Below are 21876 nucleotides of genomic sequence, written 5' to 3'. Positions count from 1 at the left end.
GATTTGATACACAGAGCGACAAGGCTGGACACCACTGGAAGAGGGTTTGTGCGCCTGGGGAAATTCGGAATCCCTCGGGCTGCATCCAGTCGGTGGCCTCATCTGGGCATTGGTATGTAATCCTCTTGGCGACACAAAGTCAATAGCAATAGAAATGTTTTAATGATTGAAAAATTCCGATGTCGTTGGCGACATGTGAAGGCATTGCCTGCTTAAAAGCCGCAAAAAACTTTAGGATATCGATAAATAAATGGTAAAAGGAATTTCAATGCAAAACGTTTGTCTGCTGCTTTGTTCTGATTAATGCAGTGAAAAAAATAATCTGAAAATGTTTAGAGCGACTTGCGTGCCGCCTCGGTCGCGATCGCGCCGCCCAGAACAACCTGATCCTGATGACCCTTTCGGTGCGGAGAGGTAGAAAAGAGCGCTACCTAGAAGATTAGCTTGATAAGGTAGTCGATAAACTCTCCCCGCCGGCTCTCGCTCAAGGGATACAGACCCATGGTGTCGCGCCTGCTGGCGTTGGCGTGCGAGCGGTCCAGTAGCGGCCCGAGGGTGACAAACGCCACCAAAGAGCTGGCGATGATGTCGCGCAGTACGGTGCCTCTGATGCGCGCATCCAGTTCCCGATCATCCAGCGACAGATCGAGGGCGCGGGGGGGAGCGAAGTGGCGTGACAGCCACTCCATGCGGGGGCCTTCGGAAGTGCCCTCGCGAAGGTAGAATTGCCCGTATTCCGGTACCTGGCTCAGGGCGTCCACGAAACAGGTGAGTGTATGGCGTATCTTTGCGCGGTCGTCCGCCAGTTGCTCTGGCGAAAACAACTCATCGAAGGCTGCCGTGAAGCGTCTCTCCACCTCTTCAGCAGCGCTCTGCCACAGTTGTTCCTTGGTTTGGAAGTGGTAAAGGATCAGCGTCCGCTGGGCACCGCAAGTTGCCGTAATTTCACGGAAATGCGTACCGTCATAGCCGAACCTGGCGAAAGACAGAACCGCCGCATCAAGGATGGATTTGCGGGTTGCTGCCCGCTGCTGCTGTCTGGTCGCTGTCATCGCCGCCCCGTTTCGCTCACCTGAAGCAATAAAACATAGTAATACGAATTTTATTGACAGTAATGATATCGCTCGCTAAATTCACTGACAAGTCTGTCAGCGAAATACCAGAGCAGGAGAGCATAATGAGCAATGGTCGTTTTCCCTTTCCGGTCCCCTTCGGCTGGTTCCAGGTAGCCTTTGAGCACGATGTGCAACCGGGCGAAATCAAGCCCATGCGCTATTTTGGCCGCGATCTTGTGCTCTGGCGCAGCGAATCCGGTGAGTTGCACCTGCAGGACGCTTACTGCCCCCACCTCGGCGGCAACTTTGGCGTTCTGGGTAAAGTGGTGGGGGAGTTGATCCAGTGCCCTTTCCACCATTGGCAGTTCAATGGTGAAGGCCAGGTGGCGCATATCCCCTATGCCAGGCAGCTGAACCAGAAGGCCTGCGTACGTACCTACCCTTTGGATGTCAGGTACGGCCTGGTGATGGCCTGGTATCACCCGGAGGGCGCTGCGCCGACCTATGACCTTCCGGAGATCCCGGAATTTGATGACAAGGAGTATGTAGCGCCCATCGTGACCCGGCACGAGATTCGTACCTGCCTACAGGAAATGGCGGAGAACACTGCCGACGGTGCCCATTTCGTGACGATTCACAATCATCCGGGTTCTGCCGAGTATGATCGTTTCGACTTTGACGGCCCCAACATGATCATGGAAAGCCGGCAGAAGTTTCCCAGCTCCGGCGGCCCAGTGGAAGGCACCCTGAATAGTCACAGCACGGGCTTTGGCTGGGGAGTGGTGCGCTACCACACGTTGATCGAAGTCTGCATGCTCACGACCAATGTCCCTGTCGACGAGGAAACCGTCGTCCAGTATTTCCACGTCGCTTACCGTAACCCGGAGGGGGATGCGAAGATCGACCGCATAGGCGCGGCCTTCAATAAAGAGGTCAACCGCCAGCTGACCGATGACATTCCCATGTGGGAGAACAAGGTCTATATGCCTCGTCCCAACCTCTGTGACGGCGACGGCCCCATTGCCAAGTTCCGCAAATGGGCCAGTCAGTTCTACGCCGAACAGCAAAACGCGGCCTGAAATTGGCGTGCCCCAGCGCGTACATAGCGCCGGTATCCGGCGCTGTCACTGAGGTTTTTACAGGTCCATTCACAGAACAACAGAGCGATAACAATGCTGGATTTTACAAGGCGCGAGAACCGCGTTTTGAGCACAGTATTCCGCCACTGGGCAGAACTGGCTCCCGATCGTGATTTCCTGCTCGCGGGCAACGATCGCCTGACCTATGTCGAGGCCTATGGGCAGGCCTGCCGCTATGCCGGGGGGCTGGCGGCCCGCGGTGTCGGCCGGGATGACCGCGTAGCCATCTTCATGGACAGCTGTCCCGAATTTGTCCTGGTGAGCCTGGCCTGCAGTCTGGTCGGTGCGCAGTGGATACCCATTAACACCGACTATCGCGGCGAATGGCTGCGCCAGACGCTGGCGGACAGTGATCCGAAGCTGCTGGTCACTGACCAGCGGTACCTCCCCCGGGTTGAAGAGCTGTGCAAGGGCGTCGTCGAGGATATTATTGTGCGGGAGGGTGCCCCCGGTTATCCGGGCCTGGAAGATCTCCAGGCACAGAGCCAGGGGCATTTTGAACCCGCCGGCCTGGACCCTGGCGATGTCGCCTCGGTGATGTGGACCTCTGGTACGACCGGGCGCTCGAAGGGCGTGATGCAAAGCCACAACGCCTGGGTGAGAAGCGCGCTCAGTGCCGCCGAAATGGGCGCCATGAGTCCCGGCGACGTCGTTTACAACTGCCTGCCGCTGTATAATTCGGCAGCCTGGGTAGCCAATATTTACCCGGCCCTGGTGAGTGGGATTGCCGTCGCTATCGATCCGGCATTCTCGGCCGGCAATTTCTGGGACCGGACCCGCCACTACGGCGCCACCCATGTCTTCACCCTTGGGGCGATGCACATGTTTCTGTGGAAGGCACCAGAGCAGGCCGACGACGCCGACAACCCGGTCCGGTCTGCCACCATGACGCCGATGCCCCATGACATCCACCGGGCTTTCTGCGAGCGCTTTGGCATCGAGTCGATCAACCAGGGGTTTGGGCAGAGCGAGATCATGCTGCTGACCCGTAATCATGATGACGGCGTGCGCGAACTGGTTCCCAATGCGCTGGGTGAGCCGGCGGATGATCTTGAGGTCGCCCTGCTGGATGAGCAGAACCGGCCCGTTGCAGTGGGGGAGGTGGGGGAGTTTTGCGTCAAGCCCAGGGGCGAGCACATTCTGTTCAACGGCTATTTCAATAACCCTGAAGCGACAGCGGAGGCGTTCTCCGGTGGCTGGTATCACACCGGGGATCTCGGCAAGCAGGACGAACAGGGCAACTATTTTTTTGTCGATCGGAAGAAAGACCTGATCCGCTACAAGGGACGCAGTGTCTCCTCCCTGGCCATCGAGGCGATTGCCCGTCGCCATCCGGCCATCAAGGACGTCGCCGTGTATGGAATTACCTCCGCGGAGCTGAGTTCCGAGCACGAAATCATGCTCGCCGCGGTGCTCAATCCTGAAGCGGTCTGTTCACCTGCAGAACTTGCCCGGTTCATCAATGATAACGCTCCCTATTTTTTCGTGCCGCGTTACATCGAATTCATGCCGGAGCTCCCCATGACCCCAACCCAGAAAGTGCGTAAGGTGGAAATGCGCCAGCGCGGTATTGCTGACACCACATGGGATGCCCGCGCGGCCGGCTTCGAGGTGGAACGATGAGCGTGAGCGGGCAGAGCCTGGAACAACTGGTGCGCAGGGCGGGGTATTTCGACTGGGGCAGCGCTGTACCACTCGAGGATATTCGCGGCGAGGTCGCCATCGCAGGTATCGGGGAAACACCTTACAGCGGGCCCTCCGGTCGCAATGCGAGGGATCTGTGCCTGGAGGCGGTAGCGGCGGCGATTGCGGATGCGGGCCTGCAACCCGCGGATATCGACGGGCTGATGGTCTCAAAGGGTATCGCCGACCAGATTACGCCGGAGGACTTTCACGCCCACTTCGGTACCTCCCAGCCGATCTGGTTCAGCCGGGAAGGCGGAGGCATGATCTGGGCCGCGACATCCGCCCACGCGGCCGCGCAGGCCCTGCGTCGTGGCGAGGCCCGGCATATTGTCAATGTCTTCGCTGTCGACTGGGCCAGCCGCCGGGCTGATGGTCGCGGCACACCGGGCGACTGGCATGCCTCGGAAGTGATGAAGGCCCACTTCGAGCTGCCGTTTGGCTGGTATCCGCAACCCGTTTATTTCGCGACGTTTGCGCGCCGCTACATGCATGAGTTTGGCCTGACCGAGCGACAGCTCGCCGCACTGCCGGTGGCGTTTCGCCGTCATGCCAACCGCCATCCCGGTGCGGTGATGAGAGAGAAGTCGCTCTCGGTGGAGGACTATCTCGATCGCGCGCCACTGGCCGACCCACTGAGAATGGAGGATTGCTGCCTGATTTCCGACGGCGGCGCAGCCTATGTTTACACCAGCGTCGAGCGTGCCCGTGACCTGCGTCAGCGGCCAGTGATTGTGGAAGGGGTAGGGCGTGGCATCGTGGATGGTGCGCCCTACATCAGCCAGCAGAAACAGATCACGGCGACCCCGCAGACCTTCGCAGCCCCCTGGGCGTTTGCGATGGCCGATGCAAACCCCGGCGAACTGGACGTGATCGCAGTCTATGACTGTTTCTCTATCACCGCCCTGATGCAGATAGAGGACATGGGCCTGTGCTCCAAGGGCGAGGGAGGCCATTTCATCCAGGACGGGCGGCTGGACTTTGACCGGCCGCGCAGCCGGGGCGGCATTCCCTGTAACACCCATGGCGGCCTGTTGTCGCACGCTTATGTGCTGGGCATCGCCCATGTGGTCGAACTGGTCAAACAGTTACGCGGCGAAGCGGTCAATCAGGTGGAAAACGCCGAACTGGCAGCCTACGCCGGATTCACTGCCGACGAGGGTTCGACCCTCGTGTTGCGAAGAGGTTAAGCATGGTTCAGCCCGATACGAATGATCCCGTCACCGGCCCTTTCTGGCTTGCCGCTAGTGAACAGCGCCTGGTGATGAGCTGGTGTGAGCGCTGCGATTGTGCTGTCTGGTATCCGAAGCCTGCGTGTCCGGAGTGCGGCGGGTTGCTACACTGGAAGACCCTCAGCGGTGACGCGACGCTGTTGTCGTGGACGGTGGTGTCGAAGACGATGAACCCGTCATTCAACGGTTCATACATCCCGGCGCTGGTGGTACCCCGGGACGCACCTGGCACGCGGCTGGTAACTCAGTTGGTCGACTGCGAGCCGGCGGAACTGGTTTGTGACATGCCTCTGGCTCTGCGCTTCGGGATGCTGCAGCCACGAGAGGGAGATCCGTACATGGCCCCCCTGTTCACGCCATTCCGCCTTAGAGTAGGGCCGTGAACCGGTTTGCGGAGCGACTTGGCCCGCCTTGATAAACTTTTGAGGACATTCCGCTATGAACATAGACTTCAGCGACCACTGTTACCTCGTTACCGGGGGAGCCTCGGGTATTGGCGCGGCAACGGTGCGCTACATCGCCCGTCACGGCGGCGCGGCAGTGATTGCCGATCTCAACGAGGACGCTGCGACTGCACTTGTGGAGGAATATCCCCAAAAGCTGCGCTTCCATGCCACTGACGTGACTGAACTGACACAACTGGAAGCCGCCTGCCAGCTTGCAGTTGACACCTTCGGCGGTCTCGATGGCGCGGTGAACAGTGCGGGCCTGGGGAGTTTCGGTACCACCACCGAGTTGCCCCTCGAGGAGTGGCACAAGGTGATCGATATCGACCTGAATGGGGTTTTTTACGCCTGTCGTGCGATCATTCCCCATCTGCGGGCACGGGGCGGCGGCAGTATCGTCAACATTGCGTCATTGAGTGGGGTGCGCGCCGACCACGGCTTTGCGGCCTACAACGCCGCCAAGGCGGCGGTGATCAACTACACGCGGACCCTGGCTCTCGATCACGGCCGGGAAGGAATTCGTGCCACGGCGGTGTGTCCCGGCTTTATCGATACCCCGCTCACCGCGGTACCGTCTTCGATCGATACGGTGCGCAAAGCCTGGCTGGACGCCATCGCGCTGCAGCGCGCCGGCCAGCCGGAGGATGTGGCCAATCTGGTCGCCTTTCTCCTGTCGCCGGCCGCCAGCTATATCAGCGGCACGGAAATTGTCATCGATGGCGGAATGGGCAGCAGCAATAACCAGCCCAACCTGCCGCGGCTGTTTGCCGGGCTCGGGTAGGATGCAAAGCAGGACACAGGAACAGTGGCGGGCCAGACGGCCCGCCAGCGGGCAGTTTATACAGTCGCCTCGCCCTCGGGATCATAGGTGATCGGCATGGCCTTGATGGTATTGATAAAGATCGACCGCATGTAGGTGACGTCTCCCGCAAATTTCGGGTTGCGCAGGCGCGGAATCATTTCTTCGAAGATGATTTTCAGCTCGAGCCGGGCCAGGTTCATACCCAGGCAGAAGTGCTCACCGATGCCAAAGGCGCGGTGTTCCCGTGCCATGTTGCTGATACGCTTGTGGCGATGGATGTCGAATCGGGTGGCGTCATCGCCGAACACGTCTTCGTCGTGGTTGGTGGCGTGGTAGTGCAGGATGACCTTGTCACCTTCCTTGAACTGGTAGCCCTGCCATTCAAGATCCTGGGTGACTGTTCGGCGCATGGCGATAAAAGCAGTGTTGTAGCGCAGCATTTCCTCCACTGCCATGGGAATCTCCTCCGGGTGCTGCACCAGGTATTCCAACTGATCCGGGTTTTCCATGAGGGCCCGCATCCCGTGGGCTGTCGCGGTACGCGTACTCTCGTTGCCGCCCACCATGATGAGGATGAACATCCAGGCGAACATTTCCTCTGTCACCTTGACGCCGTCGACCTCGCCATCGAGTAGCGCCTGTACCACCTGGCTGGTCGGGTTTTCCCGCTCCCTCTTGGCTAGTTCCATGGCGTACATGATGACCTGCAGTGACACGTTGTTGGCCTCATTGGGATCAGTGACCACATCGGGGTCGTCCGCAAAGGTCATGATGTTGGTCCATTCGAAGAACTGTTTGCGGTCCTCCACTGGTACGCCAAGGATTTCGAGGATGGCGATCAGCGGCAATTCGGCTGCCACGTCCTCGATGAACTCACATTCCCCCCTGGTGGCCACGCGGTCGACGATCCCCCTGGCCTGTTCCCGCAACCAGGGTTCGAGCGTGGCGACCGCCCGGGGAGTGAACGCGTCGCGGACCACCTTGCGATACTTCATATGCTTGGGTGGATCCATCGCAATGATGAAGTTTTCATTCATGATTTTCTGGGTTTCTTTCTGCTCAGGTGGCGTTTCCATGGGGAAAGGCCCCTCCCGGTTGGAGGAGAACAGGTCAGGATTCCGGGATACGAAATCCAGTGCCTCGCGCTTCACTGCGGCCCAATAGGGGACGCCGGTGGACGGGTCGTCAAAACGAACAAAGGGCCCCTGTTGGCGCAGTTTGGCCAACTCGGCATAGGGCATCCCGTTGACGTAGGTATCGAGGTCCAGCAGATGGGAGAACGGACATGCACTCATTATTCTTTACCTGTAACCGTGGGCACTTTTCCGGCCCATTACTTTAACCAGAATGTGGGGGATTACCTGCCCGCCGCATCTGCGCTTTCATCGGTTCGGCGAATCAGTCAGTACTCGCCGGTTGTAGCCAGATGGCAGAGGTGACAGCCCTTTCCTGCAGGGTAGCAGGTTCCGGCGCTTCCACCCCAAGAAGCTTGGCGTCGTAGGTCGACCAGCGTGGCGTGGGTATCTCCAGCACTCTTGCATAATAGAAGGCGTGTTGGGTCGGTGAGAAGTCGGGATCCGTCCACTGGACCTGCAACATCGGACTGCCGATGGCGTTCGTGTAGCTGGCGTCTGCGATATTCACGGTGTTACCGACCGGGTTGGCGGCCTTGCTGGCAGGGTCAGCCTGCCGATTCTCCGCCAGGGCAACGTCGTGGATGCGCTCGTGGGACTGCCCAGAGGCATCCACCCAGCCTTTGATAATCTGGATCCGATCGAGGTTGGCGCCCTGGGGGTCCTTCGCCGCCATGACCACGAAACGGGGGGATGTATCTTCGCTACTGGCTGCCTGCAATTCACCGCCCATCGGCACGCCGGAGGCGTAGGCTCGTTGTAGCCACTCGGGGTCGTCCATCAGGCCTTCCGGGTACTGCGCGCCAGCAAAGAATCGTACCGTCATCCGGGGGCCGGAGGTGGCATAGGTTTCCTTGCGGCGCATGGCATCAAAGATTGATTCCCGGGTGTTTTCCTCCGCCCATACCGCCGCGAGTCCCGCGGATTCCCAGTTAGCCGCGCGATGCTCTTCCTCTGGTATCAGGTAGGCCTTGCCCAGGCGTATGGCGGCGCTACCGTCCATGATCGGGAGTTTGCCGTGGTGATTGTCCTCCTCTACAGGAGAGCTGGCATTGTGCCCGTCACTGGAACCGATTACGCCAAAGCGGTAGGGATTGAAGCCCTGGTCGTGCTCGAATTCCATGCCGACCCGCAGGGCGTCACGGATATAGCTGCCCTTGGGGTTTGAGTCCTGTATTTCCTGGCTCAACATGGTGTCCAGGATGTTGAAGTCGGCAAAGGGGTCCTCAGGCGACAGGGAAGGGTGGGTCTCGGAGGCGCCCTTGACCTGGAAGATTTCACTGATCGGCTCGTTGAGCGTACGCCGGCGGGCGTATTCGGCGTCGAATGCGCTGCCGTCAAGAGCGACGCTGTCGTACATCAATCCATCACTGACGTTGCCGTTATGGGGAATCGCCAGGTTGGCCATGCCCTGTTTGCGTTGTTCTTCCAGTGCCGTCCACAGGTCTCTCGGGTCCTCCGACTCGATCGAGCTGTAGGGAAGTTCCGGCACTTTGGTGCTGCGGTAGATCACGTTGCGGTGCAGGTTGCGGGCGTCCGGCATGGAACTCCATTCATAGCCGACAAAGGTAGTGAAGCGCCCGGGCTCGTAGTGCCGCTCGGCAGCCTCTATAGTTTCCCGCCAGGCCTTCCTGGAAATCTCGGCGGCGCCGGTCTTGTCGACGTCGCGCAGGTTGAAACCCATGTTGGTGCGCAGGAATGCGATGGTATTCATCAGCGGCCCGTCTTCCAGCAGGCGTTCGCGCATGGGCCGGGTCGCCGTGGGTAACTCGGGGGCGCGTTCGCGAACCACGCCGAGATATTCGGAGTGGTCGGTTACTGCAGCGAAATCCAGCGGCCGGTGCAAACGGATGGGGTAGCCCAGGGGGTGCTCGATTGTCCCGCCACGGGTAAAGGTGTAGGCATCGTCGGGGAGGCCCCGAACGCCCATGGTCCAGGCATCGGTCGACAGGCTGGTGTGGATGTGCAGGTCACCCCAGAACACCTGGCGTTCTGCCCTGGGTGGAACCAGCGGCTTGGCAGGCGGCGGTCCGGCACTGGCCTCGTCGAAGGCCGGAAACAAGGATGGATCTTCCACTGGTGAGCATGCGCCTACCGCGATCAGGCTCACGAAGGCGAGGGCCGAGTTACGCAATGCCGGCATTGTAGGTCCTTTTACAACTTATTTTTCTTCAGGGCTGCACTGATGTTGGCTGCCCCTATGGAATTGCCTGGCAGGCCGTGTGGTTGTGATCACGTTGCCTGCTTGTCTGCCGCTGCCTCGGCTATGGCCTCTTCCAGCGGGGCCAGCATGCCCGCGGCGCGCGGGTACCCCGCGTACTGGGCGATGAAAAGCAACAGTTCGCGCGCTTCCTCCGGGGTCATTTCACCGCGTTTCAGTGACGCCTTGACCTGGATCTTGAAGGTGGTGGGCTCTCCCTTCTCGGCGATGATGCCCAGCAGCAGGATGCGCTTGTCTCGCATGCTCAGGGTGTCGCGAGTCCACAGCTCGGCGAACAGTTGCTCCAGCATGATATCGCTGAATGGGTAGCCTTCCGGCGGGGTAACGACATCTCCCGCGTAGACATCCTTGATGGTTTCCAGTCCGATTTCACGACGTGTTTTTTCGGTCATTGCGCGATTTCTCTTATGGTGTGAACGATGGGTTCGGTGGCCGGCTGCTGCCCGGGGCGTTGGCTCAGTCTCGCAGTAGCCTCTCGGCCAGCTGCCGGCGTGCTTCCGGGCTGAGTCGCTGTCTGAGTTCATTTTCCAACTGCATCAGGTCAGGCTCGGAACGGGTAAAGACAGCCACCTCCGGTTGCAGGGCGTGATACAGGCGTTTCATGGTACTGCGCAGGCTGTCCAGCGCCTTTGGCCCGACCGTACCGCGAATTTCGGCTTCGAGGTCATCGATACCATTGACGGAATCCTCGATCAGGCGGCGGCCGAAGCCGGTGAATCGCAACAGGACCTGGCGAGCATCCTCCGGGTCCTGCTCACGGTAGATATAGCCTTCGTCTTCCAGTTCATTGGCGATGGCGCTGATCGCCTGTTTACTGACGTTTTGCAGGGCCGCTATTTTCAGCATGCGGCCGCCTTCAGGGCCGATCAACGCCAGGATCTGCGCGTAGGACAGTTTCAGCCCCGAGTGACCCCGGTCGATGGTGATCTCCATCAGCCGCTGGCTGAGGTAGTCGCTGAAGCGGGGTAGCAGTGCTACCAGGGAGGTCCTGCCACTGCTGGCGGTACTGGCCACAGGGGGCAGAATGTCCTTCGCCTCACAGAAGGTTGTGAGGGCCTCAACGCTGCGGTCGTACAGGTCCCGGCCCACCAGGCGGCAGAAATCGCTCTCCAGCCGGTCGGCAACCACCAGCCCAAGACGGCGCAACTCCGACCCCCTCTCCGTAAGCAGTATGCGTTTGGCGCGGCCATCGCTGGGGTCCGGTGCGCGCTCGATAAAGCCGGCCAGTTCAATCTGGTTGGCGGTCTGGTTGGCCGCCTGTCGTGATATGCCCAGCTCATCGGCGAGGTCTGTCAGGCGGATACCAGCATCCGGAACCAGGGAAATATAGGGCTCGAAATACAGGCGAAGATTGTCGAAACCATGTTCCCCTACCAACCGTTCCATGACCTGGGATTGAAGGTATCGCGTGACCCCCATGACCTGCCGGGGAAAATTGTCCCGATAGCGGCTCCAGGTGGGGTCTACACTGTCGATCTGTGAGGTATTTGGTTTCATGGCTATAATGTAAATTTAGATTGACTCACGGTCAATTAGTATTGACAAAAATGCCGGGCTTAGTCTGACAGGCTATACACCACCAGAGCATCCCCGAGCAGTTCACCCAGTTTTTCCGGGCCTTTGGCAGCGTAGGCCAGGGGGCCGTGTCCGCCGGCGGCGATGGCAAGATACTGTTTGCCGTTCTTCTCCAGGCGATAGGTCATGGGCGTGGCCTGGGCCGGTGCTGGCAGTTTATCCTGCCACAGGGTCTCACCGCTGTTCACGTCAAACGCGCGGATGTAACCATCCAGCGTGGCGGCGGCAAAGACCAGCCCGGTCGCGGTTTGCAGGGTACCCCCGGTATTCGGTGTGCCCCAGTCCAGGATGCGGCCCAGCCCCAGTGGAGAGAGTTCTTCCAGGTTGCCCAGGGGGATCTCCCAGAGCGTCTCGCCCGAATCGAGGTTGATCGCCGTCAGTACGCCCCAGGGGGGCGCTGTGCACGGCGTGTTGTGCGGTGACAGGAAACCACCCCTGACGACGACATAGGGTGTGCCTTCCTGGGCATTGGCTCCCACCAGGTCGTTACCGTCGAGTGAGTCGGCCTTTTCCCGGGGGATCAACTTCGCGGTGTAGGGAACACGCATGGAATTGACGATCATGATGTTTTGCTTCGGATTGACCGAGACAGAGCCCCAGTTGACGCCGCCACCGAGGCCGGGCCAGAGCAGTGCTTCGCGTTCCAGCCCCGGCGGAGTAAAGATGCCGCGATAGTCGAATGCCTTGAATTGCGCAAGGCAGGCGTCGCGATCACCGGGGTAAAGTCCCCAGATATCATCTTCGGTGAGCGCTTCGGGATGGACCGGCTTGGGCAGGGTGGGGAAGGGCTGGGTCGGTGCGGTAGGTTCCCCGGGTACGTTGGATTTCGGTACCGGCCGCTCCTCCACCGGAAACAGGGGTTCACCGGTTTCCCGGTTGAGCAGGAAGATATGTCCCATCTTGGTGGCGGCGATGACCCCGGGAGTGCTGCCATTCTGTTCGAACAGTACCGGCTGGGCAGCCACGTCCCAGTCCCAGATGTCATGGTGTACCGCCTGGAAATGCCAGAGCGGCTCGCCGCTGCCTGCATCCACCGCAACCACTGAGGTGCCATAGTAGTCCAGGTCGCCACGTTCGGGGCCGCCGTAGTGGTCGGGTTGTGGGCCGCCCGTGGGCAGGTAGATGATGCCGCGCTCCACGTCGGCGGACAGGTTGCCCCAGGCGTTCGGCGTGGAGCGGGTGAAGTTGGCGCCGGCTTTGGCTTGTTCAGCGGTAACGGGCTCGATACCGGGCGGTACGGGGTCGAACGCCCAAACCAGTTCGCCACTGCGCACATCAAAAGCCCGGATCACGCCTGGTGGGGCGTCGACCCGCTGCCCATCCTTGACGAATGCGCCGGTGACAACCAGGTCATCGATTACCAGCGGCGCCGATGTCATGTAGTACTCCGCGAGGCGCACGTCCCCCAGATTGGCCTTGAGGTCGACGTTGCCGGCTTCGCCAAAGTCTTCGCAGGGACGGCCCGTGTCAGCGTCTACCGCCAGCAGACGCGCGTCGAGAGTGCCGGAGAGGATGCGCCTGTTGCAGGCTTCGCCCTGGCTGCCTTCATTCTCCCAGTAAGCCACGCCTCGACAGCTGGGTGTATAGACCCCGGTCAGGTCCACCTGGGGGTCGTAGGTCCAGCGCTCCTCACCGGTTTCGGGGTCCAGTGAGACGATGCGGTTATACGGGGTACAAAGGTACATGCTGCCGTTGGTCACCAGTGGGGTGGCCTGGAAGGCCGTCGCCCCGTGGGTATCGGTGCCGGTGGAGATGTCGCCGGTGTGGTACACCCAGGCGACTTCCAGCTGACCCACGTTGTCCGGGCTAATCTGGGTCAGTTCGCTGAAGCGTTGCCCGGCGTTGCTGCCGCCGACTGCCGGCCACGAGGCAACGGGGCCGCTGTGGTCCAGGGGGGCGCGTTGGCAGGCCGTCAGCGCCAAAAGGGGCAGGGTTAGCAGGAGTCGACGTAGTGCAGTGTGGTTCATGCAGCGGTTGCTCTCTTATGGCCGGTGATGTTCACCAGCGTGATTATTGTTGATGGTCAGGGTTGGTTTCCGAACATCGGGTTGACAATAAAATAACATAGTTCTACCAATGTTTTATATGTTAGCATGCCGCGACCAGGTTGATAAGGAGAACAGCGCCTGATGTGGGACGCAGAATTTGACGTGATCGTGGTCGGCAGCGGCGCAGGCGCCCTGACGGCTGCCTGCCGCGCGCAGGACCTCGGTAACGAGGTGTTGGTAGTGGAAAAAGCCGCATTTTATGGTGGAACCTCGGCCAGTTCCGGGGGCGGGCTGTGGATTCCCAACAACCACCTGATGCTGGCCGCTGGTGTCGAAGACAACGAACAGGACGCCCTGACCTACCTGCACAGCCTGACCGACGGCGATGTCGCTCCCGCACTGGTGGATGCCTACGTACGGGAGGGCCCCGTCATGCTGCGCTATCTCGAAGAGCAGACCCGGGTGGCTTTTGAGTCCATGGTGCATTACGCCGACTACTATCAGGAACTGCCCGGATCCCGACCGGGCGGGCGCTCGATAGACCCCTTGCCGTATCATGCCAGGGACCTCGGAGGGTCCTTCGAAACCCTCGGCTTTCCGCACATACAAACGCGTGTCATGGGTTTGATGGGTTATACCAACCAGGAGGGTGCCGTACTATTGAGCAAGGCGCCCGGCTGGTTGAAGGTGGTACTCAAACTCGCTCTGGAATACGCCGCCGACCTGCCTGGGCGTCTCAAGGGTCGGCGCTCGCGCCGGCTGGTGATGGGTAATGCGCTGGTAGGGCGCCTGCGGCATTCCCTCGACGATCGCCATGTGCCACTGTGGCTCTCCTCTCCGGTGAGGGAGCTTGTGAGCGAGGACGGTGTTGTCACCGGTGTGAAGGTAGAGCGCGGTGGGCAGGTGCAGCAACTTCGGGCGCGCAAGGGCGTGATTGTCGGCGCGGGTGGCTTCGAACACTCCCAGCCATTGCGCGAACGCTACCTGCCCGGTCCGAGCGATACGCACTGGTCTGCCGCTTCGCCCACCAATACGGGCGACCTGCTCGAGGCGGCCACGGCAATCGGCGCTGCAACCCACCTGATGGATGAAGCCTGGTGGGGGCCGACAATTCGTGTGCAAGGTGAGGATCGGGCTCGCATGCTGTTCACCGAGCGCTCCATGCCGGGCTGCATCCTGGTCAATGCCAAAGGTGCGCGCTTCGTCAATGAATCGGTGGCCTACACCACAGCGGTACAGGCAATGTATGACGGTGACAATCTGCCTTGCTATGCCATTTTCGATAGTCGCTACCGTCGCGAATACCCCTTCGGGCCGCTGTTGCCCGGCGGTATGCACCTGGACTGGCTGCAGAGTGGCAAGATCCGCAATGACCTGCTGGTAACGGCAGACAGTATCCCGGCACTGGCGCAGAAACTCGGTGTTTCCGCCGAGGGTCTTACGGACACCGTGAAGCAGTTCAATCGCTATGCGGAGTCGGGGGTGGATGAAGATTTTCATCGCGGCGAGAACAGCTACGACAAGCTCTACGGGGACGTACGCCTCGGGCCGAACACCTGCCTCGCACCGCTGCTTGAGGGCCCCTTCTACGGTATTGAAGTGTATCCGGGTGATATTGGTACCAAGGGAGGCTTGTTGACCAACGAGCACGCCCAGGTACTCAGCGAAGGTGGTGCGCCAATCAAGGGGCTATATGCCATAGGCAATACGGCGGCGTCACCGATGGGGCGGTACTATCCCGGTGCCGGTGCCACACTGGGTCCGGCAATGACCTTTGGTTTTATCGCTGCTGGCCACGCAAGTTCATAGGGCCGGCCTGACTACGAGGAGAATCACTATGTCCTGGCAGCAATCTATCTCACTGGTGGGTAAAGTGGCACTGGTCACGGGCGGCGGCGCAGGAATCGGTCGTGCGATCGTCAGCGCCTATAGCGAGCTCGGGGCCGATATTGTCATCGCAGAGATCGATCCCGAAAAATGCAACGAATTACAGGCGAGTTTTCCAAACGCACTGGTTCAACAATGTGATGTGCGTGATGCAGTTGAAGTTGATGCACTCGCACAAGCGGTACAACATCGATTCGGAGGCCTGAACGTTCTGGTGAACAATGTTGGACACCACCTGGGTGTGTTCAAGGAACTCTCCGAGTTTACGGAAGACGACTGGGACAGCCAGCATGCGATAAACCTGCGTCATATGTTCCTGGTGTCACGGGCAATGATTCCCCTGATGAAGGCATCCGGGAATGGCAGCATTATCAATTTTTCATCCGTGGAGGGGTTTCGCGGTTGCCCCTACAACGTCGGCTATACGACCTTCAAGCATGCCGTCCGGGGTTTCACCGAGTCCCTGTCGATGGAATTGTCGAACTACGGAATCAGAGTCAACAACATTGCTCCGGAAACTACTGATACTGAGCAGGTGCCATTGGACCAGGTTTACAAACCCGAGTACCGGGAAGGGGTAGGCAAGACCATACCGCTGGGACGCATGGGAAGGCCTGAGGACCACGCTGGGGCAGCAGTCTATCTGGCGTCGGAGCTTTCATCCTGGGTTACTGGTACCTCGATGTTGGTTGATGGCGGCACCTTGCCGCAGGGTCCGTTTCACCGAGTGCCGTCGGGTAGATGGAGTAATGCCCCGATGGTAACCGACAACATTTCCTACGAAGTGTAGCGACGCGATACGTTAATTCCGGGAGGTGAGAATTCCCATGAAAGTTTTGATTCTTGGTGGAAACGGGATGGTTGGTGGTCATTCGGCTTTACGCCTTACGGAGCTTGGGCACAAGGTTACCCTGGCGTCTCGAACGGCTCCGGCGACGGGGACACCATTGGGTTCACTGCCATGGATCCAAATCGATTATGTGAACGATCCTGTGAACGAAGCCGTGCTGGGGGCGTTTGACGCCTTGGTCTTCGCGGCCGGAAATGATATTCGGCATGTCCCAGAGGACACTCCGGCAGACGTACACTGGGGTCGAGCCAATAGCGAAGCAGTTCCCGCTTTTATAGAATCTGCCAAGGCTGCAGGTGTTAAGAGGGCGATTGTCATCGGTAGCTTCTATCCGCAGGCAGCACCGGAACTGCTGGCTACCGAGCCGTATATAGCGAGTAGGAAAGCCGCCGACGACGGGGCTCGGGCGTTGGCAGACGACAGTTTTCACGTCGTTTCGCTCAATGCGCCGGTCATCATCGGCCATGTGCCGGGGCTATTGATCCCCGCCTATGATGCTTATGCGCGCTGGGCGTTGGGCCAATTGCCGCTACCGCGGCAGGCTCCCCCGGGAGGCACCAATGTTATTTCGGTCGACACACTGACCGATGCAATTGTCGATGCACTGGATCGCGGCGAGAACGGCCGGGCCTATCTGATTGGTGACGAAAACCTGACCTGGGCTCAATTGCTGCAATACTTTCTCGACGCTGCGGGCGACAAAGACCCCTTGCCAGTTGTCGATGAGGAATTCCCTCTCCTGCCAGACTCAATGATGATGCGCGGGCGAGGCAGCACTATCTACTTTGACCTCGATCTGGAACAGGCAAAAGAACTTGGCTACAGAACCAACGATGTCGCACGTACCGCCAACATTATCGTTGAAGCCGTGAAGAGCGGAACCTGACACCTCTCTCCCCGCTGTCCATGTCGGCGACCCTGAACACCTCAGGGCGAGTACCAGATCGCCGAACTGACCGCTCGTTCCTGGATAGTGACAGGCTCCGGAGGCTCTACGCCGAGGCGTTCGGCATCGTGCGTCGTGTACCTTGGCGTGGGCTTCTCGATTGCGCGGGCGTAGTAAAAGGCGTGTTGAGCGGAGTTGAACTCGGGATCTCGCCAGGTTCTGGAATAGCTCGCGGCGCCCTCGGTGTCCTCCCCACTGCCGGCAATGTCGTAAATCACTTCGTGACTGCGGCCTTTCTCGTCCACCCAGGCTTTGATCACCTGTAGTCGATCCAGGTTGGCCCCGAGAGGGTCTTTCTGCGCGGAAAGCAGGAAGGTGGGGGACTCTGCTCCGATGCTTCCCTTGAGGCTGCTCCCCATGGGGACGCCGCCCGCATAGGCCGGTACCAACCAGTCGCCATCCAGCGTCAGGTCGTCATAGCCCCAGCCGGCAAAAAAACGTAGTGCTATACGTGGTCCGGACGTGGCGTAGGTTTCTTTGCGTTGCATTGCTTCGAATATGGACTCGCGTGTGTTCTGCTGGGCCCACACGGCGACAAGGCCCGCAGCGCCGTAGGCGGTGATGGGAGTTGCCTTGTCGCTGAGGTAGGCGAGAGTCAGGCGCTGACTGGGAGAGCCGTCCATGAGGGGCAACTTGCCATGGAAGTTGTCCTCTTCTGTTGAGGAACTCGAATTATGGCTGTCACTGGAACCGATGACCCCGAATTGATAGGGGTTGTAGCCCTCCCGGTGGGCGAATTCAAGTCCCGTGCGCAGGGCGTCGCGGCTGTAACTGCCCTTCGGTGTACTCGGCTCCCGCGCGGCGGTCATCAAGGTATCCATTAGCGCGAAGTCGGCGAACTCATCGGCAGGTGAAAGACTGGGGTGGGTCTCGGAGGTGCCTTTGACCTGAAAAATTTCTGACAGGGGCTCATTGCGGGAGCGCAACTCTGCGTACTCGGCATCAATGGCGCTGCCATTGAATGTCCTGGATTCGTACATCCGTCCACCGCTGACGTTACCATTGTGTGGGATTGCAAGTACGTCCATGCCTTGTTCGCGTTGCGCGTCCAGTACGCGCCATAAATCTTCGGGATTGCTGGAGTCCCTGGATGTGTAAGGGTAGTCTGGCACTCGCGCGGATTTGTAGATCACATTTCGGTGCAGATTGCGTTCGTCTGGCATCGAACTGTATTCGTAAGCGACGAAGGTGGTGAAGCGCCCCGGTTCGTTGTGATTCTCCGCAGCCTGTTGTATGTCCTGCCAAGCAGCATCGGAAACGTATTGCAGATCGTCGCGCCCGAAGGTTTCTTCCCGCTTTTCGCGGGAACTCATCGAGGAAAAAATGCGGTAGAAATAATAGGCAGTGAACCGAAGTGCGCTACCACTCTTCAGGGCGTTTATCAGGCCTTCATCCAGTTGGTCAGCTTGCGATCCCGCCAGGTGCCTTGGTACCCCGAGGTATTCAGCGTGATCCGTCACTGCGCCAAAATCCAGCGGCCTGCGGGCGCGAATGGGGTAGCCGAGCCCGTGCATGATGGTGCCGCCTTTCATGTAGTTGTAGGCGTCATCAGGCAGGGTCCTGGTGCCCATGGTGAAGGCATCATAGGACAGGGCGGTGTGCACATGCAGGTCGCCCCAGAGCAGGTTGCGGGTAGCGTTAGGGGGTACGACGGCGCGGCTGGGCAGATCGGGTTGCAGCACCTTGCCGACGTGAGTACCTATGGTTGGATCATCAAAATCAGAGCACCCGGCAATGCCGATAGTCAGGACCACTGCCGGTATGATGTGTCGTTGCATCGCTCGCCCCGGGTAATGAATGATTTTTATTCCGGCTCTCACCTGCGGAGTTACCCTCTGGAGCTATCCAGAGGGTTTGTTACGCCACGGGTGCACTGTCTGGAGAACGTAAGGTCTAGTCTATCTCCACCAGTTTGATGGTCTGATTGGGGCAATAGTCGACGGCGTCCTGTACCTTGCTACGCAATTCCTCCCCGGGGAACTCATTCTTGACCCGGACTTTGGGATAGCCGCTGTCCATATCGACCACTTCAAACACCTCGGGGCACTCCTCAGTACAGACACCGTGCCCCTGGCACAGCATCAGGTCGACTTCGACTTTATAGTTCGCCATGACGTAATCTCCCTCAGGCGGCTTTGCGGTCAGCGCGACGGCGGTAGCGCAGAATGCAGGGGTCGGACGGGCGCAGAATCAGTGAGGGCATGATTTCGGCATACTCACCGGAGGGACCAGCCAGTTCAAATTCGTAATTGTTCAGCAACACCGAGAAAATCACTTTCACTTGCAGTATCGCAAAGGCATTGCCCACGCATTTGCGCTGGCCACCACCGAAGGGAATCAGGGCGAAGGGGCTCTCCGGTGCCGGGCGATCCGGTTTGAACGCCTCGGCGTCTTCGAAGCTACTCTCCAGGCGGTGTGCGACGTAGGGGCAGAGCATCACATTCTTGCCTTTCTCGATGATGTGTCCCTTGTATTCGAAATCCTCCATGACGCGTCGGGTGAGGGTATTCAGCGGGGGGTGCACCCGCAGGGCTTCGCGAATAAAGCCTTCGAGCTTGGACATGCGTCGCAGGATCTTCAGGTCGAACTGCTGGCCCGAGCTCATTACCGCGTCCACCTCGGCCACCACGGCCTGGGTCAGTTCCGGGTGACGTGCCATTTCTACCAGAGTCCAGGCGGCGGTGTTGGCGCTGGTGTGGTGACCTGCAAACATGAACCACACGATCATGCCGGCAATCTCGCTGGTAGTGAGATGGCGGCCATCAGGGTAGGTGGCATCCATGTATACCTGCAGCAGGTCCATCTCGACTTCGCCGGAAGCGCGGCGTTTTTCTACACGCTCGGTGATCAACTCCTCCAACCGGGCTCGGGCTTTGTCCCTGGCGTCGTAAGCCGCCTTCACCGCACCGGGGTCCTGCAGGCCGCCGGCGTCTGCCGCTGCGCCGAGGGTGTGGTACAACTCGGCGAATTCATCGGTTAACGAGTAGCGGAATTCGGAGCCCAGCAGGCAGTGGGTTGAGGTTTTGATGGTCAGGTCCGCGAAGCCCTCGTAAAAGTCCAGTTCGCCGCTGTCACCCCAATCGGCAATCCAGTCCTCGGCTTCCCTGGCGATAATCGGGGCATAGTGGTTCATCTTCTCACTGGCCAGGCCACGCGAGTGCATGCGCAATTGCTGGCGCTCGATATCGAGGGGGGCTCCGTACTGCACACCCTTACCAAAAATGGGCACCATGAACTGGTAGGCCTCGGGGGCGCTGACCTTGATGTCGTCGACACGGAACACGGCTTCGTGAGCCTCGGGGCCAACCATCAATACCGTGTTGATACCACCCATGTCGAACTCAGCCAGTTCGCCGCACTCCTTATAAGCACGCTGCAGGAAATGGGCGGGGTGGGCGCAGAACTCTTCAAAGTGGCCGCCTTCCTCGGGGGATTTGGCGCCGCTGACGAAGGGGATGTCACTCATGTCAACCTCGATCATCTTATTAAGGCAATGCACAAAAACATTGCTACAGAAATTTAATGGGGATTATAGGGCATGCGGGTGTACCTCACAACCCGCTTCCTCCACTGTTTGACACAGGGTTGAATACTTGTAACACCCGCGTCCGTATGGTCTGTGGCCAGCAATCTTTTGTCGGGTTCTTCAACTCAGTCGACGCGCAACTGCAGCGACTGGAGGCGGTTTTCCATCACAAAGGGGGTCCACTGAGCCACTTCTGCTTCATAGAAATCCGGCACGCGTTCAACGAAGGTCGCCAGCGCCTCCTCGATAGTGTAGCGCGCCATAGCCTGACCGATGCAGAAGTGCGCCCCGAGTCCAAAGCTCAGGGAGAACACCCTTGGATCGCGGGTAATATCGAACTGCTGCGGATTGTCCCAGCGGTCCGGGTCCCGGTTTGCGGCGCCAAAAGGGATGGCAATGGTGTCGCCGGTGGCAAAGTGGTGGCCAAACGCCTCCAGGGGATGGGCGGCCTTTTGCGGCAATTCGACAATGCCCGGTCGCATGCGCAAGGTTTCTTCACAGGCGCCCTGTTTCCAGCGCGGGGGATCGTTGCGCAATAGCATGGCAGCCTCGGGATGGCGCGCCAGTTCCAGTAGCCCGGATGCAATTGCGCTGCCCGTGGTTCCTCCGGAACCGAAAATAGTGGAGAACAGGGTGATCAGTTCAGGGTGGCTGAGCCGACCACCCTCATCTTCCGCCTCGAGCAGGCGGGTGAGAAAATCGTCTCGCGGCACCTGACGACGTTTTTCATACAGTGTGCCAACATGATGCATGACCTGGGCAATAGCCCTGTTGGCGGTGTCGCGCATGTCCCGGGTAACTTGCGGGCCGAAGCAATCCGGGATGCGCGCATCGGCGAGCGGCGCCTCGGCGCCGTTCATTTCTTCGCCATCCACTTCCAGGAAGGACATCATTACCCGGCGGGGCAGGGGGCCGGCAAAGCCCTGCAATACGTCGATCGGCTGCCCGGCCTTACGGTTCTCCAGCAAGTCATCCAACAGGTGGTGGGCATGCTGACGGATCATCGGTCGCAGAGGTTCAAGGCTGCGCTTTGACAGGGTGGATGTCACCAGTTTTCGAATGCGCAGGTGATCGGGCCCTTCCATCACCCCCAGCGCATGACTGCGCCAGGTATGCAGGGGATCGCCGGGCTGGAAGCCCCGGTTCTCCAAGCGTTCGATTCCCTCGTTGATGAAGTCGCTGCCCTTGATCGCCCATTCCGCGTCATCCCAGCGCAGGACGCACAGGTCGCCGCTATCGTTGTAGGCAGTTGCCCCGCGCTCGCGGAACTCGGCGAGAATTGGATAAGGGTTCTGCCAGTAGGCGGGATCGTGAGTGGGAATGGTGGACGACATGATTCACCTGCTTTGCGACAGGGTGATAGCGAAGCGCGCTGTACTACGCGCTCCGCTAG

At 59.6% G+C, this 21876-nt stretch carries 18 protein-coding genes; 8 read left to right on the top strand and 10 right to left on the bottom strand.

Going from position 1 to position 21876, the window contains the following annotated elements:
- Positions 1-431 precede the first annotated feature (431 nt).
- A complete protein-coding gene (locus FV139_RS01225; protein ID WP_148066425.1) occupies positions 432-1052 on the bottom strand; it encodes a TetR/AcrR family transcriptional regulator in 621 nt (206 codons plus the stop codon).
- 125 nt (positions 1053-1177) lie between these two features.
- Here FV139_RS01225 and FV139_RS01220 point away from each other — a divergent pair, with 125 nt between their 5' ends.
- The 5 genes from FV139_RS01220 to FV139_RS01200 all read left to right on the top strand — a co-directional run bounded on the left by FV139_RS01220 (position 1178) and on the right by FV139_RS01200 (position 6336).
- Positions 1178-2134: a Rieske 2Fe-2S domain-containing protein gene (locus FV139_RS01220; RefSeq protein ID WP_187276341.1), complete on the top strand. Its 957-nt coding sequence runs from the start codon at positions 1178-1180 to the stop codon at positions 2132-2134.
- A gap of 126 nt (positions 2135-2260) precedes the next feature.
- A complete protein-coding gene (locus FV139_RS01215) occupies positions 2261-3817 on the top strand; it encodes an AMP-binding protein (protein WP_187276340.1) in 1557 nt (518 codons plus the stop codon).
- A gap of 2 nt (positions 3818-3819) precedes the next feature.
- Positions 3820-5067: a thiolase family protein gene (locus tag FV139_RS01210; protein ID WP_148066422.1), complete on the top strand. Its 1248-nt coding sequence runs from the start codon at positions 3820-3822 to the stop codon at positions 5065-5067.
- Between the two features lie 2 nt (positions 5068-5069).
- Positions 5070-5492, top strand: coding sequence for a Zn-ribbon domain-containing OB-fold protein (locus tag FV139_RS21345; RefSeq protein WP_148066421.1), 423 nt, complete (start codon positions 5070-5072; stop codon positions 5490-5492).
- A 55-nt stretch (positions 5493-5547) separates the two neighbouring features.
- A complete protein-coding gene (locus FV139_RS01200) occupies positions 5548-6336 on the top strand; it encodes an SDR family NAD(P)-dependent oxidoreductase (RefSeq protein WP_148066420.1) in 789 nt (262 codons plus the stop codon).
- Positions 6337-6392: 56 nt separating this feature from the next.
- On the opposite strand, the gene FV139_RS01195 is transcribed toward FV139_RS01200, so the two are convergent.
- The 5 genes from FV139_RS01195 to FV139_RS01175 all read right to left on the bottom strand — a co-directional run bounded on the left by FV139_RS01195 (position 6393) and on the right by FV139_RS01175 (position 13253).
- Positions 6393-7652 carry a cytochrome P450 gene (locus FV139_RS01195; RefSeq protein WP_148066419.1) on the bottom strand — a complete coding sequence of 420 codons (1260 nt, stop codon included), beginning with the start codon at positions 7650-7652 and terminating at the stop codon, positions 6393-6395.
- Between the two features lie 103 nt (positions 7653-7755).
- Entirely contained in the window at positions 7756-9633 is a 1878-nt protein-coding gene (locus FV139_RS01190) for a DUF3604 domain-containing protein (protein ID WP_148066418.1), read from the bottom strand.
- An 89-nt stretch (positions 9634-9722) separates the two neighbouring features.
- Entirely contained in the window at positions 9723-10103 is a 381-nt protein-coding gene (locus tag FV139_RS01185) for a carboxymuconolactone decarboxylase family protein (protein WP_187276339.1), read from the bottom strand.
- 64 nt (positions 10104-10167) lie between these two features.
- Entirely contained in the window at positions 10168-11208 is a 1041-nt protein-coding gene (locus FV139_RS01180; protein ID WP_148066416.1) for a MarR family winged helix-turn-helix transcriptional regulator, read from the bottom strand.
- Between the two features lie 59 nt (positions 11209-11267).
- Positions 11268-13253, bottom strand: coding sequence for a pyrroloquinoline quinone-dependent dehydrogenase (locus FV139_RS01175; protein ID WP_148066415.1), 1986 nt, complete (start codon positions 13251-13253; stop codon positions 11268-11270).
- 162 nt (positions 13254-13415) lie between these two features.
- Here FV139_RS01175 and FV139_RS01170 point away from each other — a divergent pair, with 162 nt between their 5' ends.
- The 3 genes from FV139_RS01170 to FV139_RS01160 are packed head-to-tail and all read left to right on the top strand — an operon-like array spanning position 13416 to position 16897.
- Complete coding sequence (locus FV139_RS01170) at positions 13416-15083, top strand: FAD-binding protein (RefSeq protein ID WP_148066414.1); 1668 nt, start codon at positions 13416-13418, stop codon at positions 15081-15083.
- 28 nt (positions 15084-15111) lie between these two features.
- A complete protein-coding gene (locus FV139_RS01165) occupies positions 15112-15951 on the top strand; it encodes an SDR family NAD(P)-dependent oxidoreductase (RefSeq protein WP_148066413.1) in 840 nt (279 codons plus the stop codon).
- A gap of 37 nt (positions 15952-15988) precedes the next feature.
- Entirely contained in the window at positions 15989-16897 is a 909-nt protein-coding gene (locus FV139_RS01160; RefSeq protein ID WP_148066412.1) for an NAD-dependent epimerase/dehydratase family protein, read from the top strand.
- Positions 16898-16938: 41 nt separating this feature from the next.
- Here FV139_RS01160 and FV139_RS01155 read toward each other — a convergent pair whose 3' ends face one another.
- The 4 genes from FV139_RS01155 to FV139_RS01140 form a co-directional block, all read right to left on the bottom strand.
- Positions 16939-18735 (bottom strand): DUF3604 domain-containing protein, encoded by a 1797-nt coding sequence (locus tag FV139_RS01155; protein WP_148066411.1) that lies wholly within the window; start codon positions 18733-18735, stop codon positions 16939-16941.
- A gap of 115 nt (positions 18736-18850) precedes the next feature.
- On the bottom strand, positions 18851-19069 hold the full coding sequence (locus tag FV139_RS01150) for a ferredoxin (RefSeq protein WP_148066410.1): 219 nt from the start codon (positions 19067-19069) through the stop codon (positions 18851-18853).
- A gap of 13 nt (positions 19070-19082) precedes the next feature.
- The gene (locus tag FV139_RS01145) at positions 19083-20423 is read right to left on the bottom strand and encodes a cytochrome P450 (protein ID WP_187276338.1); all 1341 of its coding nucleotides are present in this window, start codon (positions 20421-20423) and stop codon (positions 19083-19085) included.
- Positions 20424-20608: 185 nt separating this feature from the next.
- A complete protein-coding gene (locus FV139_RS01140) occupies positions 20609-21817 on the bottom strand; it encodes a cytochrome P450 (protein ID WP_148066408.1) in 1209 nt (402 codons plus the stop codon).
- Positions 21818-21876: the final 59 nt, after the last annotated feature.

The organism is Parahaliea maris (assembly GCF_008064665.1).
Lineage (GTDB): Bacteria > Pseudomonadota > Gammaproteobacteria > Pseudomonadales > Halieaceae > Parahaliea > Parahaliea maris.
Note: the sequence above shows the minus strand (reverse complement) of the source record. Positions and strands in the feature narration are given on the sequence as shown.